General features: G+C 63.6%; 13 protein-coding genes. 3 read left to right on the top strand and 10 right to left on the bottom strand.

Annotated elements, in window-relative coordinates:
* Together EOC83_RS33305 and EOC83_RS23740 are read right to left on the bottom strand one after the other, a co-directional pair.
* Positions 1–839: cobyric acid synthase (locus EOC83_RS33305; protein ID WP_245441842.1), on the bottom strand; the 839-nt coding region annotated here is incomplete at its 3' end.
* Complete coding sequence (locus EOC83_RS23740) at positions 839–1453, bottom strand: dimethylsulfonioproprionate lyase family protein (protein ID WP_063168187.1); 615 nt, start codon at positions 1451–1453, stop codon at positions 839–841. The genes EOC83_RS23740 and EOC83_RS33305, both read right to left, overlap by 1 nt.
* Before the next feature lie 144 nt (positions 1454–1597).
* Here EOC83_RS23740 and EOC83_RS23735 point away from each other — a divergent pair, with 144 nt between their 5' ends.
* Both EOC83_RS23735 and mmsB read left to right on the top strand, forming a co-directional pair.
* Positions 1598–2764, top strand: a complete 1167-nt coding sequence (locus EOC83_RS23735) for an isobutyryl-CoA dehydrogenase (RefSeq protein ID WP_013531207.1) — start codon at positions 1598–1600, stop codon at positions 2762–2764.
* Between the two features lie 25 nt (positions 2765–2789).
* Positions 2790–3674, top strand: coding sequence for a 3-hydroxyisobutyrate dehydrogenase (mmsB, locus tag EOC83_RS23730; RefSeq protein WP_063168188.1), 885 nt, complete (start codon positions 2790–2792; stop codon positions 3672–3674).
* A gap of 327 nt (positions 3675–4001) precedes the next feature.
* Here mmsB and EOC83_RS23720 read toward each other — a convergent pair whose 3' ends face one another.
* The 8 genes from EOC83_RS23720 to EOC83_RS23685 all read right to left on the bottom strand — a co-directional run bounded on the left by EOC83_RS23720 (position 4002) and on the right by EOC83_RS23685 (position 13659).
* Positions 4002–6437, bottom strand: coding sequence for an FAD-dependent oxidoreductase (locus EOC83_RS23720; protein ID WP_063170256.1), 2436 nt, complete (start codon positions 6435–6437; stop codon positions 4002–4004).
* 193 nt (positions 6438–6630) lie between these two features.
* Positions 6631–6876 (bottom strand): cytochrome c oxidase assembly factor Coa1 family protein, encoded by a 246-nt coding sequence (locus EOC83_RS23715; RefSeq protein ID WP_244514305.1) that lies wholly within the window; start codon positions 6874–6876, stop codon positions 6631–6633.
* A gap of 6 nt (positions 6877–6882) precedes the next feature.
* On the bottom strand, positions 6883–7248 hold the full coding sequence (locus EOC83_RS23710; RefSeq protein WP_063168189.1) for a hypothetical protein: 366 nt from the start codon (positions 7246–7248) through the stop codon (positions 6883–6885).
* Between the two features lie 142 nt (positions 7249–7390).
* On the bottom strand, positions 7391–8770 hold the full coding sequence (locus tag EOC83_RS23705) for an aspartate aminotransferase family protein (RefSeq protein WP_013531202.1): 1380 nt from the start codon (positions 8768–8770) through the stop codon (positions 7391–7393).
* A gap of 48 nt (positions 8771–8818) precedes the next feature.
* Positions 8819–8959 (bottom strand): capsid protein, encoded by a 141-nt coding sequence (locus EOC83_RS23700; RefSeq protein ID WP_082826679.1) that lies wholly within the window; start codon positions 8957–8959, stop codon positions 8819–8821.
* A 68-nt stretch (positions 8960–9027) separates the two neighbouring features.
* Complete coding sequence (locus EOC83_RS23695; protein WP_063168190.1) at positions 9028–11100, bottom strand: prolyl oligopeptidase family protein; 2073 nt, start codon at positions 11098–11100, stop codon at positions 9028–9030.
* 66 nt (positions 11101–11166) lie between these two features.
* On the bottom strand, positions 11167–12339 hold the full coding sequence (locus tag EOC83_RS23690) for an MFS transporter (protein ID WP_063168191.1): 1173 nt from the start codon (positions 12337–12339) through the stop codon (positions 11167–11169).
* Positions 12340–12483: 144 nt separating this feature from the next.
* Positions 12484–13659 (bottom strand): MFS transporter, encoded by a 1176-nt coding sequence (locus EOC83_RS23685; protein ID WP_027160489.1) that lies wholly within the window; start codon positions 13657–13659, stop codon positions 12484–12486.
* Positions 13660–13911: 252 nt separating this feature from the next.
* Here EOC83_RS23685 and EOC83_RS23680 point away from each other — a divergent pair, with 252 nt between their 5' ends.
* Complete coding sequence (locus EOC83_RS23680; RefSeq protein WP_024501293.1) at positions 13912–15489, top strand: trimethylamine methyltransferase family protein; 1578 nt, start codon at positions 13912–13914, stop codon at positions 15487–15489.
* Positions 15490–15560: the final 71 nt, after the last annotated feature.

The raw sequence follows: 15560 nt of genomic DNA, 5'->3' as shown, positions 1-15560 counted from the left end.
GCCTTGAGCGGGTCGAGATCGTCGAAATTGGCGATGCGGCCAAGCATCGGCACCGCCACCTTCAGCGCGCGCGCTTCGCCGGACGCCAGCCGCTCCAGCACCACCGAATCTTCCGAAGGCAAGCGTGCCGCCGCCTTCAGCCACGGAACGACACCGAAACAGCGCCAGCCCGTGAATGTCTCGATCGACTTCAGGCCGTCGTCAAACAGCGAAACGTCGCCGCGGAACTTGTTGATGAGGTAGCCGGCGATCATGCGCCGGTCCTCTTCCGGGAGGATCAGATGCGTGCCGGCCACCGAAGCGATGACGCCGCCGCGATCGATGTCGCCGACCAGCACCACGGGCACGTCGGCGCGCGTGGCAAAGCCCATATTGGCGATGTCGCGGCTGCGCAGGTTGATCTCGGCCGGCGAGCCGGCGCCCTCGACGATGACCAGATCGGCGCCCTCGCCGACCTTGCCCCAGGAGTCCAGCACGGCGTCCATCAGCCGGCCCTTCATCGCCTGGTAGTCGCGCGCCCGCGCTTCCCCGAACATTTTGCCCTGCACGATGACCTGCGCGCCGACATCGGTCTGCGGCTTCAGCAGCACCGGGTTCATGTGGACCGATGGCGCGACACCGCAAGCGATCGCCTGCAGCCATTGCGCGCGGCCGATCTCACCGCCGCCGGCATTGTTGTCACCTGGAATTTCGGCGACGGCGGCATTGTTCGACATGTTCTGCGGCTTGAACGGCCGCACCTTCAGCCCACGCTTTTTTGCCGCGCGGCAGAGGCCGGCGACCAGCACGGTCTTGCCCACGTCGGAACCCGTGCCTTGCAGCATGATCGCTTTGGCCATCAGTCCCTGCCCTGCGCCACGGTTCCGGTGATATCGGATTTCTGCGCCAACGGCCCGCCGCGCCAGATGTACAGCGCCAGCAACGGGTCTTTGCCCGTGCGCATGGCGTGATTGACGTTGGAAGCGTGATGAACGACCTCGCCGGCCGTACGCATGCAAAAGCCGCTCTCGCCCATGCGCCATTCGGTGCCGCCGGTCAGCGGAATGTAGATTTCCTCGGCGACGTGATGGTGGTCGGGATAGACGATATCTGGTCCAAGAATCAGCAGGCCGGCGGCGGCCGCGTCATTGGCAAAGTGGCCACGTGTGCCGAACACTTCCAGCCAGCCGTAATTCTCGATGAACTCTTTCCCGAAGTCCGCCTCGCCATAAGTCTGCCCCCAGCGGAAATCATTCCGACGTTCGGCAAGCAGTTGCACCAGCGGCTTGGCATCCGGAGGCGCCAGTTCGGCGGCGCGATCGAGATGGCGCAGGCAGGCAAGCGGACGCGGCTCCAGCGTGCGAGCCGGCATGTCCCAGCCGATCCGGGCCACGGCATCGCGCATCAGGACGTGATCCACGGTCGCAAGGTATGCGTGGAACCGGCCCAGCAGTTCATCGAATTTTGTCGTCATATCTTGCTCCGGACATGCATTGATGCACAGCCGCTCCGCAGGGGATCGGGTTGCGCGGCGGCATCATTGGTCTAGATTGGTGCGCGCGCAAAGCCAAAAACAACAGGCCAGCGAGCTAGCTGGCCAGCACACAGGGAGCACGCCATGGACGCCGCGGTCGATGCGAGCACCAGCCAATTCGAACTCAACGAGGAGCAGCGCGCCATCCAGGAGATGGCGCAGGCCTTCGCCGCCGACCGTGTCGCACCGAATGCGCTCGATTGGGACCGCAACAAGCATTTCCCGGCCGACGTGATCCGCGAGACCGGTCCGCTCGGGCTCGGCGGCATCTATATCAGGGACGATGTCGGTGGCTCGGCACTTGGCCGGCTCGACGCCGTGCTGATCTTTGAGGCGCTGTCGCACGCCGATCCGGCCTTTTCGTCCTTCATCTCGATCCACAACATGGTGGCCTCGATGATCGACCGTTTCGGCAATGACGAACAGCGCCAGCGCTTCCTGCCCAAGCTCACTTCGATGGAATGGCTGGCCAGCTACTGCCTGACCGAGCCAGGCTCCGGCTCCGATGCCGCGGCGCTCAAGACCCGTGCGGTGAAGAGCGGCGGCGACTATGTGCTCAACGGCACCAAACAGTTCATCTCCGGCGCCGGCGACAGCGATGTCTATGCCGTCATGGTGCGCACCGGCGCGGACGGGCCGAAAGGCATTTCCACCATCGTCGTGCCCAGAGATGCGCCGGGCCTCTCCTTTGGGGCAAACGAGCACAAGATGGGCTGGCACATGCAGTCGACCCGCCAGGTCATCTTCGAGGATTGCAAGGTGCCGGCGGAGAACCTTCTGTCCGACGAAGGCGCTGGCTTCGGCATCGCCATGGCCGGGCTCGACGGCGGCCGGCTGAACATCGCCGCCTGTTCGCTGGGCGGCGCGCAGTCGGCGCTCGACAAGGCGCTGTCCTACACCGCCGAGCGCAAGGCTTTCGGCTCGAAGATCAATCAATTCCAGGCGCTGCAATTCAGGCTGGCCGACATGGAGACCGAGCTGCAGGCGGCGCGTATCTTCCTTTATGCCGCCGCCTCGAAGCTCGACCGCAAGGCGCCGGATGCTGGCAAATGGTCGGCGATGGCCAAGCGCTTCGTCACCGACACCGGCTTCAATGTCGCCAATGACGCACTGCAGCTGCTCGGCGGCTACGGCTACCTGCACGACTACGGCATCGAGAAACTGGTGCGGGACCTGCGCGTGCACCAGATCCTCGAAGGCACCAACGAGATCATGCGCGTCATCATCGCTCGCGCGCTGATTGGCCGTTGAAGCCAGCAACTCTGGGAGACAGACAATGACGACGATCGCCTTCATCGGCCTCGGCAATATGGGCAATCCAATGGCCGCCAATCTGGTCAAGGCCGGGCATGCGGTGAACGGTTTCGACCTCGTTCCGGAAAACCTCACCGTCGCCAAGGAACATGGCGTGACGATTATGGCGAATGCCTTGGCCGCGGTGAAGGATGCCGACGTGGTGATCACCATGCTGCCTGCAGGCAAGCATGTCCTCTCCGTCTACGAAGACATCGCGCCCAAGGCCAGGCAAGGCGCACTCTTTATCGATTCCTCGACCATCGACGTCGAGTCAGCCCGCAAAGCCCACGCCGTCGCCAGGAAGCACGCGCTGTCGTCGATCGATGCACCGGTCTCGGGCGGCACCGGCGGGGCTGCGGCCGGCACGCTGACCTTCATGGCGGGAGGCTCCGATGATGCCTTCGCTGCCGCCGAGCCGATCCTGAAGCCGATGGCCGGCCGCATCGTCCATTGCGGCGGCGACGGCGCCGGCCAGGCAGCAAAGATCTGCAACAACATGATCCTCGGCATTTCGATGATCGGTGTCGCCGAAGCCTTCGTTCTGGCCGAAAAGCTCGGCCTGTCGCATCAGGCGCTGTTCGACGTCGCCTCGACCTCGTCGGGCCAATGCTGGTCCTTGACCACCTACTGCCCGGTGCCCGGCCCGGTGCCGACTTCGCCCGCAAACAGGGACTACAACCCAGGATTTGCAGCCGCCTTGATGCTGAAAGACCTGAAATTGTCCCAGGAAGCCGCGCAAGGTGCGGGTGCTGTAACGCCGCTCGGTGCCGAAGCGGCTCAGCTTTATGCCTTGTTCAACGCCCAGGGACATGGCGGCGTCGATTTCTCCGGCATAATTAATTTTCTCAGGGGTAACCCGGCGTAACCCACGGATTTGGCGGATTTTTCCGGTTTCCTTCGGTGGAAAAAATGAAAATTTAGATTTGCTTAAGCTCTCGATAACTCCGCGGTAACGATGTCCCTATAAAACGGACTGTGAGGCGGACATCTCATCCGTCCGGCGCTCCGGATCAGGTCTCGCGTACCGGAGCCCGTAAGTTTCGACAAGTGCCATAAGTTTCGCAAAGTGTTTGCGTAGCGAAGCGCCATGCGTATCTGGCAAAACCGCGTTCCCGATGGAGCGCGGTTTTTGCGTTTTACCCTGCAGCACGGTTGAGACATCGATGAACCGGAAACTGTACTCCGGGATACCTCACATGCGCCCGCGGGCGCCTTCCGGATCATAGGGCGAGTCGGCGATCACCTTTGCCGCGCGGCGCTCGCCGAGGATCGAAACCTGGAGCTCGGTACCGGGCGACACAAGTTCCAGGGGCAGCAGCGCAAGTGCTATGTCGTGACCAAAAGTGTAGGAATAGCCCGCCGAGGTGATGTGGCCGACGAGCTCGCCTTCGCGGTAAACGCCCTCGAAGGCGAATGCGCTCGCACCATCCGTGTCGATCGACAGTGTGGCGATCCGGCGTGTAACCTGCTGCTGTTTCGCGACCAGTGCCGCCCGGCCGATGAAGTCCCTGTTGTCGAGGCTGATGAAGCGCTCGAGGCCGCTTTCCCAGGCGGACAATTCGGGGTTCATATCGCGGTACATGGCCCGGTAGGATTTATCGAGACGAAGCGATTCCAGCGCTTGAAGTCCGACCAGCCTCAGCCCGTGTGCCTCTCCCGATGCCAGAAGCGCATCCAGCAAATGCCGCTGGTAGCAGAGTGGATGATAGAGCTCCCATCCCAGCTCACCCGAATAGTTGACACGCAGCAGCCGTACGTCGCTGGCCATGCCGACGGTGCTGGACTGTACGCTGAACCATGGGAAGGCCTCGTTGGAGAGGTCGATCTCCGTCAGCGGCTGCAGTATGTCGCGCGCCTTCGGCCCAACCACCGTGAAGCTGCCGCGATCCTCCGTGACGTTGCGCAGATGCACGCTGCCGTCCTTCGGCAACAGCCGGCCGAGATCGTCAAGGTTCCAGCGTTCGGCGCGCGGCGTCGATATGAGATAGAACAGGTCGCTCTGCAGCCGCGCCACCACATACTCGGCCTGCACGCCGCCGGTCGGCGTCAGGTGATGGGCAAGAGCGACACGACCGGGACGCGGCAGTCTGTTGGCCAGGATTCCGTCGAGCCAGCCCTCGGCGCCCGGCCCGCCGACCTCGAACTTGGTCATTGGTGTCATCTCGACCAGACCGCCGGCGTGGCGGACAGCCTGGACCTCTGCGGCGACGTGGTTCCCCTTGGGGGTCCAGCGCCAGCTGTAGACATTGCGCGCCTCGACACCCGCGGGCGCAAACCAGCTCGGCATCTCCCAGCCGTTCAACACGTCCCATACCGCGCCAAGCTGACTTAGGCGGTCATAGGACGGGGCCGTTTTCTGCGGTCGCGCCGCCGGCATGTCCTGGCCCGGATAGTGCTGTACGGCGTGGGTGCCCCAGGCTTCCCGGACCTTGGCCCGGGTCCAGTTCTTGTTGGCGTATCGGCCGAACCTGCGGGGATCCAGCTCCGCCGTGTCGATGCTGTTGCCACCCTCCACGATCCGTTCGGAGAGGTAATAGCCAATCGCACCGCCCCAAAGGATGCCCCCCGGCACCCCTTCGGCGAGCCAGACATTCTCCAGGCCCCACGCCTGCCCCATCAGCGGCAGCTCATCGGCCGTCATCTGGAAAGGTCCTCGCACATTGCGCTTGATGCCGGCGCGCCCGAGCGCGGGAACCAGTTCGGTGGCGCGCTCCCAGTTCCAGGAAACGGCATCGAAATCTTCATCGAGCAGATCGGCGCCGAACCATTCCGGGACACCGTTTTCGGCGAACAGCTTGAGCTGCTCGGTACGCTCATAGGGACCGAACATCAGCCCGTCTCCCTCTTCGCGCAGATAGCCCTCGTAACCCTCGTCCCTGAGGATCGGCATCTCCGGAAGACCAAGCCGTTTGCGTTCCACGATTTCGGGAACCGCCTCGGTGATCCAGTACTGGTGCAGGATCGGGATCGCGGGAATGTCCAGGCCCAGCATGGCGCCTGTCTGGCGTGCGTAATTGCCTGTTGCAAGGATGACATGTTCACAGACGATCTCGCCGCGTGAGGTTTTGACCCTCCACTCGCCGCTCGGCATCCGCTCGAAACCCACGACCTCGGTATCAAGATGGATCTTCGCGCCGAGGTCGCGTGCACCCTTGGCCATGGCCTGGGTGACATCGGCGGGTGCAATGTGGCCGTCATCGGGATGGTAGAGGGCACCCAGCATGGTGTTGTTGTCGAGCAGCGGCCAGATCTCTCGCGCCTCCGCGGGCGATACGATCCGGGCCCGCACTCCCTGGACCTCGGCAACGTCCATGTAGCTTCTGTACTCGTCCAGCCTGTCGCGCGTGTTGGCAATGCGCAGTTGCCCGCATTTGTGCCAGCCGACGTTCTGGCCCGTCTCCGCCTCCAGGCCTTCATAGATCGCGATCGATCTGGCGATCATGCGGCCGACATTGCGGCTGCGCGCGTAAGAGGGGATGAGCCCCGCGGCATGCCATGTCGAACCGGCCGTAAGCTGTGTTCGCTCCAGCAATGCCACATCGGTCCAGCCGCGCTTTGCCAGGCCGTAGAGAATGCCGGCGCCCACACAGCCGCCACCGACCACGACCGCACGAAAGGAACTCACCATATGCGCGTGCCCTTGTCTGAAATTGCCACCGGTCCACATGAACGCATGCGCATACTGTCAGACAGCATCCGGCTTTTCAGCATATTTCCTTGTCTGGAACGCTGCAGTGGTCACCCGACTGTTGGGCCACGAAGCCGGCCGAACTGTCAGCTGTCGCGCCCGCGTTCAGGCCGCTTTTTTGCGTTTTGCCTAGCTATATTCCGATTGCAGCATTCGGGATCGGGACATGATCTTCGTTGATCAGCACGATCGGCGCATCGGCTCCCTCGACCCTGACGACCAGCAGGCGCAGGCTCCACGTGCCGGCTGTCCGGACAGCCGTCGAATAGGCCGTGCCCTTGCCCCTGGCGCCGTGGACCGGAATGCCGAACTGGGCGTCACCAGCCCCATTCGCATCGACGTTGAGATGGCCGCCGACCCAGAAACTGTCGGTTTGCAACCCCGGTCAGGTCTTGTTGGACAGCCGGCGAAAATTCGCTTTCACGGCACGGCTTGCCGGCTTCAGCGCGGCGCTGATCGAGCGCTCCGCCGCAACCCCGTTGAACAGCGATGGCGTGCGGCCGGAAAAGACTTCCGGCCAGAACCGCGACGCCGATTGCAGGAAAGACATTTGCGCCGCAAACGCGCCTTCGGCCATAGCGGCGGTCTTCTCGTTGACCGCACGCGCCGTCTCCGTACTCCATGGCTGGCGGCTCCCGCCATCCATGGCCATCAACGGCAGCCGCATCATCGCCACCAGCGGCGCCAGCATCAGGTCGCCGCTGATGCTGGCCGCTTCTCGCGTCCGTCGGCTCTTGCCGGTTTCTCTCATGGAAACAAACCCCTTGTGGCGGCCGAATCAGCCGCTGCCCCACACACTACGCGCTTGTGATGGAATTCGTTCCCTCGCCGCTTCGGCATGGTCTCAAGGCTGGGCGCGCCCGCCGAAGAGCGCCCAGCCGAGGGGTCGAGTTCTACCGCTTGCGAAGATCGGCTTGCGCCAGATCCAGCGCCTTCGAGATGCGGTCGCAGGCCATATCGATCGTATCGCGGGTCCAGATCAGCGGCGGCGACAGGATCATCGTGTCGCCGGTGGCGCGCAGCATCATGCCATTCGTGATGGCGTGATCCCGCACGGTTACCGCCGCACTTCCAGCCGGCAGGAACCGCTCCTTGGTCGCCTTGTCCTTGACGATCTCGATCGCGCCCATCAGTCCGATCGAACGGACCTCGCCGACCAGATCATGTCCGGCAATGCGCTCCTGCAACGCCTTGGCGAAGTAAGGGCCGGTGTCGTTCCGGACGCGGTCGACCAGCCCTTCGCGCTCGATGATCTCGAGGTTCTTCAGCGCCACGGCGCAGGCCACCGGGTGCCCGGAATAGGTGTAGCCATGGTTGAACTCGCCGCCCTTCTCGACCAGCGTCGAGGCGATGCGGTCGCCAACCAGCAATGCCGACAGCGGCTGATAGCCCGAGGTCAGCGCCTTGGCCGTGGTGATCGTGTCTGGCTCGATGCCGAGTGTCTGTGCGGCAAACCATTCGCCGGTGCGACCATAACCGGTGATGACTTCGTCCAGCATCAGCAGGACATCGTATTTACGGCAGATGCGCTGCACTTCCGGCCAATAGCTCGCCGGCGGTATCTTCACGCCGCCGGCTCCCATGATCGGCTCGCCGATAAACGCGGCAACCTTGTCGGCGCCGGCTTCGAGGATCGCCTCCTCGACAGCCCCGGCCGCGCGCAGACCGAAATCATGATCGCTCTCGCCAGGCAGCGCCAGCTCATAGGCATAGGGCATCATCACATGGACGATGTTGGGCACCGCACCGTTGAGCTGCTTGTGCATACCATCCATGCCGCCGAGCGAGGTGCCGGCAACGGTCGAGCCGTGATAGGCCATCTTGCGCGAGATGATGCGGTTCTTCTCCGGCTTGCCCTCCAGCACCCAATAGTGGCGCACGAGGCGCAGCGCGGTGTCGTTGGCTTCCGACCCGGAAGAGCCGTAGAATACCTGGTTGACGTGCTTCGGCGCGATCTCCGCCAGCTTCTTGGACAGCAGCACTGGCGTCGGCGTCGAGCATTTGAAGAAGGAGTTGTAGTAAGGCAGTTCCTTCATCTGGGCATAGGCGGCCTCGGCCAGCTCGTCACGGCCATAGCCGATGTTGACGCACCACAGCCCGGCCATGCCGTCGAGGATTTCAGCCCCCTCGGAATCGTAGATGAAAGGGCCGTTGGCATGGGTGATGATGCGCGACCCGGCCCCGCGCATTTCCTTGTGGTCGGTGAACGGATGCAGATGATGCGCGGCGTCGATCTGCTGAAGCTGCTTCAGCGAATAATTCTGATAGGTCATGTCTGATCTTCCCTCTGGATTCTATCCGGCCAAGCCGGGGCGAATGCTTCAGAGGCAGAGAGGTGGCGAATAGCCGATGCGGGCACACAGCCGCAAAAGCTCGGCGCGCAGCGTGCGCGGTGACGGCGTCACCGCGACCCGCAATGCGCGAGCCTCAAATGCGTCAATCAACGTCCTGACGAGAGCCATGGAAGCCACCTTAGAGCAAAGGCTGCTCGAGGAGAACCACCCTTTGCTTGGCCCATAACTGAATGACTCTAGGCCTTGGCTGTCAGCGCCCTTTGCAGGAAGACATATTTCATCGCCGTCTGCGCCGCCTGCGGCCGGCGGTCGCCACGCCCGCCATGGCCGCCCTCGGTCTCCTCGAAGAACAGCGTCCTCGCATGGCCGGCTTCCTGCAGGCGGGCGGCCATCTTGCGCGCATGGCCGGGATGGACCCGATCGTCAGCGGTCGATGTGGTCAGCAGCACAGGCGGATAGGCGGCAGCGGCGTCGACATGCTGGTAGGGCGAGTAGGCTGAAAGCCACTTCGCGTCTTCGGGTTTCGACGGATCGCCATATTCGGCCATCCACGAGGCGCCAGGCGGCAATTCGGCGTAACGCAGCATGTCGAGCAGCGGCACCTCGATGATGACGGCGCCGAAAAGCTCGGGATGCTGCGTCAAGGAAACGCCGGTCAGCAAGCCGCCATTCGAACCACCCTGGATGCCGAGCGAGCTTGCTGTCGCGATGCCGCGCTTGACGACGTCCTGCGCGACCGCTGCGAAATCGTCGAATCCGTTCTGGCGATTGCCCTTGAGCGCCGCCTGATGCCAGGCTGGGCCGAACTCGCCGCCGCCGCGGATGCATGCCTGCACATAGGCATTGCCTTTCTCCAGCCACAGCTTACCACGCACGCCGGCATAGCCGGGCAGCAGCGGCACTTCGAAGCCGCCATAGCCGTAAAGCAGCGTCGGCACCGGACCTTTCTGGTCGCGCCGCCTGACGACGAAATAGGGGATCATCGTGCCGTCCTTGGAGCGCGCCTCGAACTGTTCCGAGATCAGCGGCGAGGCATCGAAACGCGCCGGCTGCGACTTCACGGTGGCGAGCGTCTCGCCATTGTCGTCGGACCAGATGATCGAACTCGGGGTCAGGAAATCGGTGAAGGAGAAGGAGACACTCGAGCCGAACTGCTCGGCATGACTGATGCCGACATTGCCATTTTCGGGCAGCGCCACCGGTTTCAGCGACCAGTTGCCATCCATGCGCTCGCAGACGACGACTTTGCCGCGCACATTGTCCATCAGGCTGACGAACAGCCGGTCCCGCGTGCGGGCAATGCCGGCTATGGAAACGCGATAGGCCGGCTCGAACAAGGTTTCGACAGGCCCGATCGCGCCGGTCTCGACCCAGCGCGCCAGGTCCAGCGAATAAAGACCGTCGGGCTTGCAAACCGTGTCGTCGGGCGCCGTCCATGCACTGCGCACGCCGAACACGAGCTGATCCCTGAATATTGCCGTATCGGTCATGTCGTCCGGTAGCGGCAGCTGTTTGTTTTCGCCGGAAGGCAGCCGAAGGAAGATGTGCGAAGCGAAGAAATTCAGCGTTCGAGCCAGGACCAGATAGCGTCTGTCACCGTCGTACTCGACAGCGGCACCAACGGCGAGATCCTCTTTCTGCGCCTCGAAGATCGGCGTTGCGTCTTCCAGCTTGGTATCGCGCTTCCACAGCTTTATGATTCGCGGATAGCCGGACTCGGTCTTGTCGGCCTCGTCGAAAGCGGCCGAAACAATCACGGTGTCCTTATCCAGCCAGCTGAAACCCGACTTGGAAGCGGGTGCACGAAACCCACCCTCGACAAACGACTTGGTCGCGATGTCGAATTCGCGCATCTCGCTGGCGTCGCCGCCATCCGGCGACATCGAGACAAGGCAAAGGTTGAAGTCGGGATAGAGCCGGCTGGCGCCGCCAAAAACCCATTTTATCCCTTCCTCCGCCGCAAGCTGGTCGAAGTCGATGATCGTTTCCCAGTCGGGCTTCTCGGTCTTGTAGGAAGCGACGGTCGTGCGGCGCCAGAGGCCGAGCACATTGGTCTTGTCCTGCCAGAAATTGTAGACATGGCCGGCTTTTGCCGCGCCGACCGCGATGTTGTCCTCGGCCGTCATCAGGTCGAGCGCGGTCTGGAACGACGCCTGATAGGACGGATCGCCCTGCAATTCGCCAACCGTGATCTCGTTCTGGCGATGTACCCAGTCCAATGACTGCTTGGCTGTCCTGTCCTCCAGCCAGAGAAAGGGATCGTCGGTCGTGGGGGCGGAATTCGGCGTCTGGGTGGCAGGCTTGGTCATGAGGTCTCCGATAAACGCGTTGCTTTGAAAAAGCCAACGCCGACAGGCCGTCGATATTCACCATGTTCAGCGCACAATTGAGGCTTTCCGCCGACCAGCGAGGCTCGCAATGGCCAGCGCCAGGCACAGCAGCCCAAGCGTGATCGGCAGTCCGCCGGCGCCCATAACATCCATGGCGCCCCCCGCCAGCGGCGGCACGGCGATGCCGCCGACCCCCCACATCAAGGAAAAGGCCGCATTGCCGGCGACCAGTGCGGAGCCGGTGAAGCGTTCGCCGAGCTCGATGATCGACATTGTGTAGATGCCGTAGGAAACCGCGCCCCAGACAAAGATCATTGGCCAGATCAGCGGCGACTCGATGAGAAGCGGAAGCAGGACGCAGCCGAGCACCGTGATCGCGACGCAGGCAAGCCGCACCAGGCGCGCGGAAAGCCTTTCCGCCAAAAGGCCGAGCGGCACCTGCATGGCGATGTTGCCGGCGATCATCACCGACAGCAGCGCCGACATGCGGGTTTCGGTGATGCCGTGATGGGTGCCATAGACCGGCAGCAACGCCAGCGCACCCTGTTCGAAGCCGGCGGCGACTATGACGGCGAACAAAAGCAGCCACGCCAGCGGCACGAAACCCAGGACGGAAACCTGGTGCCCGGCCTCGTCGACCTTGGGCAAACGCGGCAGCACCGAGGCCAGGCAAATGCCACACAGCACGAAGGCGAAAATGCCGACGAGGAAGGGCGGCCAGCCCTCAGTGCCGACTGCAAGCAGGCACAGTGGCCCGGTCGCGAAACCGGCCGAGATGATCGTCGAATAGACACCCATGACGCGGCCGCGTCGGGCCGGCGGTGCCAGCGCGATCACCCAGATCTCGCTCAGCACATAGAGCGGATTGGTCACGACGCCGATCAGGAAGCGCAGGGGAAACCACAAATAGACATTTTGCGTCCAGCCGATCAGCGCCAGCACGACAGCCGAAAGGGCCGCACAGGTGAGCGCGGTGCGCCCTGCCCCGAATCGGCGGGCCAGCGCCGGGATCAACGGCGATAACAGAATGAAGCCAATCGGCGTCATGGCCGCCGACAAGCCGATCATCGCTGGCGAAACGCCCTGGCGCTGCAGGATGAAACTCAGCAGCGGATAGGACAACCCTTGCGCGATGGCGAACACCGAGACGGTCGCGATCACACCGGTGATCGCCGCCCATTGCATCGTCTCGTCCTTGTTCGATTCAACCAAATTCATGTACGCACCGCTGTCGGGCTGCAGGATTAGCGATTGAGTTGCGCAGAGGTAAGCCCCTGGCGGGCGAAAACTGCTTGCTCCAGACAGTGCCTGTCAGGAGGCTGGGCCTGTCAGGAGGTTGGGCCTGTCAGGAGGTTGGGCTTATCAGGAAGCTCGGCGCATGGATGAGCGGTACAGCGCGAACATCACCAGCACCGCGTCGAGAGCGGCAATAACCACCGGCAGCCCAAGTGGGCCGATGCCTTGCATGAGCAGGCCCGCACCGGGTGGGCCGACGATGCCACCAACGCCCCACATCAGCGCAAAGGCAGCGTTGCCGGCGACCAGCACAGAGCCCTTGAACCGGCTGCCGAGTTCGACCAATGCCATGGTGTAGACGCCGTAACCGACCGCGCCCATCACCAGCAGCACCACCCAGATCAACGGCGTTGTGATCAGCAGAGGCAGCAAAAGCGCGCAAACGGTTGTTGCCAGTGCGCAGACGATGATCATGGCGCGGCCGCCAAAACGCTCCGCCAGAAGGCCGAGTGGTATCTGCAGCAGGATGTTGCCGAGGGAAAGCGCCATCACCAGCGAGGCCAGAACGGCTTCCGCCAGGCCATAGCTGGCGCCGAAGACCGGGACCAGCGCATAGGTGCTCTGCTGGACCGCCGCCGAGACAAGCACGGCAAGCAGCAGCGCCGGCGCCATTTTGGCAAACCCGACAAGGCCGCTGGCAGGCTGGCCGTCATCCTCGAAGCCGGTGAGCTTTGACGAGACGGCGTGCAGGATCACCGCGCAGAGCGCGAAGCCGGCGACGCCGACCATGAAAGGCGCCCAGCCCGACGTACCGAGCAGGGTCAGCGCGAATGGTCCGGCGGCATAACCGGCGCCCATCAGCGTGTTGAACACGCCCATCACCCGGCCGCGCCGCGACGGCGGTGCCAGCGACAGCGCCCACACCTCGCCAAGGATATAAAGCGGATTGATGACCACGCCGATGATGAAGCGGATGACGAACCACGCCACCCAGTCCTGCAGATAGCCGATGCCCAGGAAGCAGAGCGCGCCGATCAGCGAGCAGCCGACCGCCAGGTTGCGCCCGCCGACCAGCCGCACCGCCGCCGGCACGAAGGAAGCCGACAGGATCAGCCCGAGCGGCATCATCGCCGCCGACAGGCCGATCAGCGCCGGCGACATGCCTTGCTTCTGCATCAGCAATGTGAACAGCGGCGAGCTCAGCCCTTGCGCGGCGCCAAACATGGCAAGTGCCGCGGTGACGCCGGCAAGCGCTGCCCATTGCGTTCCTGCTTCGCCTTCGCTCGAGCCGGTCGCGACCATGCTGCCATCCAGATGAACTGCTGGCCATCAGGCCGGCAAGCCAAGTAGCTATCGGTTCGATCCCCGGAAGGAAAGGGCCGGCCACCGAAATCCGCTTGCTCCAACGCGGCAACCTGATCAAGCCGATGTCGCGGCCGGGCACCTGCCGTTCCGGCATGTCGCTTCCCTCGCCCTAGTGGTCGTCGCCTCCGCAATGGCCGGACAGCCGCCGGTCCATTATGCCGCCCGCTATCGCATCCCACGAGGACCATCATGACCGCCGCCCTACAACCCTCAGAACCGGCATTGGCCACCGACCGCGCCCGTCGCGGCGGCCGCGCTGGAAAGCGCGCCGGCGGCTCAGCCGCGTTCGAGCAGCCGGCTTTTCGCCAGTTGAAGAACCCGCTGGCGCCAACCAGGCTGGTGTCCGACGACGAGCTGGAATCGATTCACCTCGCTTCCCTGCGCGTGCTGCGGGAAATCGGCGTCGACGTGCTGCATGATGAGGCCCGCAGCATCATGAAGGCGCATGGCGCCGACGTGCGTGACGGCTCAGAGCGGGTGCGCTTCGACAGCGACATGATCCTCGACCTGGTGTCGCACTGCCCGTCGGAATTCACCATCCATGCCCGCAATCCTGCGCACAATGTGCGCTTCGGCGGCAACAATGTGATCGTCTCGATGATGGCGTCGGCGCCCAATTGCTCCGACATCGATCGCGGCCGCCGGCCCGGCAACCAGCAGGACTACCGCAACTTCCTCAAGCTCGCGCAGATGCACAACATTCTGAACTGCACGGGCGGCTACCCGGTCGAGCCGACCGATATCCATCCATCCGTCCGCCATCTCGAATGCATCCGCGATCTCAGCGTGCTCACCGACAAGGTGTTCCACATCTATTCGCTCGGCAAGGAGCGCAATGTCGACGGCATCGAGATCGCCAGGATCGCGCGCGGCATCAGCCACGAGCAGATGCTCGAAGAGCCGTCCGTCTTCACCATCATCAACACCAATTCGCCGCTGAAACTCGATGTGCCGATGATGGAAGGCATCATCCAGATGTCGAGCAAGGGCCAGGTCGTCGTCGTGACGCCGTTTACCCTGTCGGGTGCGATGGCGCCTGTCACCATCGCCGGCGCACTGGTGCAGCAGAACGCGGAGGCGCTTGCCGGCATCGCCTTCGCCCAGATGGTGCGCAAGGGCGCCCCCGTCGGATATGGCGGCTTCACCTCCAATGTCGACATGAAGTCCGGTTCACCGGCGTTCGGCACGCCGGAATACATGAAGGCGCAGCTCGTCGGCGGCCAGCTTGCCCGCCGCTACAACATCCCCTACCGCACCTCCAACACCTGCGCCGCCAACACGGTCGACGCGCAGGCGGCTTATGAAAGCGTGTTCTCGTTGTGGGGCGCCATCCAGGGCGGCGGCAACCTGATGATGCATGCCGCCGGCTGGCTCGAAGGCGGCCTGCGCTGCTCCTACGAGAAGACCATTCTGGACATCGACCTGCTGCAGATGGTGGCCGAATTCCTGACCCCGCTCGACCTTTCCGAAGAGGCACTCGGCTTCGACGCCATCCAGTCGGTCGGCCCCGGGGGCCATTTCTTCGGCACCCAGCACACGCAGGACCGCTACAAGACCGCCTTCTACTCGCCGATCCTCTCCGACTGGCGCAATTACGAGACCTGGGCGGAAGCCGGCTCGCCGACGGCGCTCGAAAAGGCCAACAAGGTCTGGAAGGAGCGGCTGGCGTCCTATGAGGAGCCCTACATGGACCCGGCCATCCGCGAGGAACTCAACGCCTTCGTCGCCAAGCGCCGGTCCGAAGGCGGCGCGCCGACCGATTTTTGATCGGCAGTATTGTTGATGAACGGTCGACCCCCACTCCGTCGAGCTGCGCTCGACACCTCTCCCCCGATCGA

This window comes from Mesorhizobium sp. Primo-A, assembly GCF_003997175.1.
In the GTDB taxonomy this organism is placed as follows: Bacteria; Pseudomonadota; Alphaproteobacteria; order Rhizobiales; family Rhizobiaceae; genus Mesorhizobium; species Mesorhizobium ciceri.
The sequence above is the reverse complement of the archived record's forward strand: the minus strand, read 5'-3'. Positions and strand labels throughout refer to the sequence as shown.

What these genes read in the sequence shown, in the direction of transcription:
- EOC83_RS23740 (WP_063168187.1), bottom strand. Translation starts at nt 1,453, where the DNA reads ATGACGACAAAATTCGATGAACTGCTGGGCCGGTTCCACGCATACCTT.
- EOC83_RS23735 (WP_013531207.1), top strand. Translation starts at nt 1,598, where the DNA reads ATGGACGCCGCGGTCGATGCGAGCACCAGCCAATTCGAACTCAACGAG.
- mmsB (WP_063168188.1), top strand. Translation starts at nt 2,790, where the DNA reads ATGACGACGATCGCCTTCATCGGCCTCGGCAATATGGGCAATCCAATG.
- EOC83_RS23720 (WP_063170256.1), bottom strand. Translation starts at nt 6,437, where the DNA reads ATGGTGAGTTCCTTTCGTGCGGTCGTGGTCGGTGGCGGCTGTGTGGGC.
- EOC83_RS23710 (WP_063168189.1), bottom strand. Translation starts at nt 7,248, where the DNA reads ATGAGAGAAACCGGCAAGAGCCGACGGACGCGAGAAGCGGCCAGCATC.
- EOC83_RS23705 (WP_013531202.1), bottom strand. Translation starts at nt 8,770, where the DNA reads ATGACCTATCAGAATTATTCGCTGAAGCAGCTTCAGCAGATCGACGCC.
- EOC83_RS23700 (WP_082826679.1), bottom strand. Translation starts at nt 8,959, where the DNA reads ATGGCTCTCGTCAGGACGTTGATTGACGCATTTGAGGCTCGCGCATTG.
- EOC83_RS23695 (WP_063168190.1), bottom strand. Translation starts at nt 11,100, where the DNA reads ATGACCAAGCCTGCCACCCAGACGCCGAATTCCGCCCCCACGACCGAC.
- EOC83_RS23690 (WP_063168191.1), bottom strand. Translation starts at nt 12,339, where the DNA reads ATGAATTTGGTTGAATCGAACAAGGACGAGACGATGCAATGGGCGGCG.
- EOC83_RS23685 (WP_027160489.1), bottom strand. Translation starts at nt 13,659, where the DNA reads ATGGTCGCGACCGGCTCGAGCGAAGGCGAAGCAGGAACGCAATGGGCA.
- EOC83_RS23680 (WP_024501293.1), top strand. Translation starts at nt 13,912, where the DNA reads ATGACCGCCGCCCTACAACCCTCAGAACCGGCATTGGCCACCGACCGC.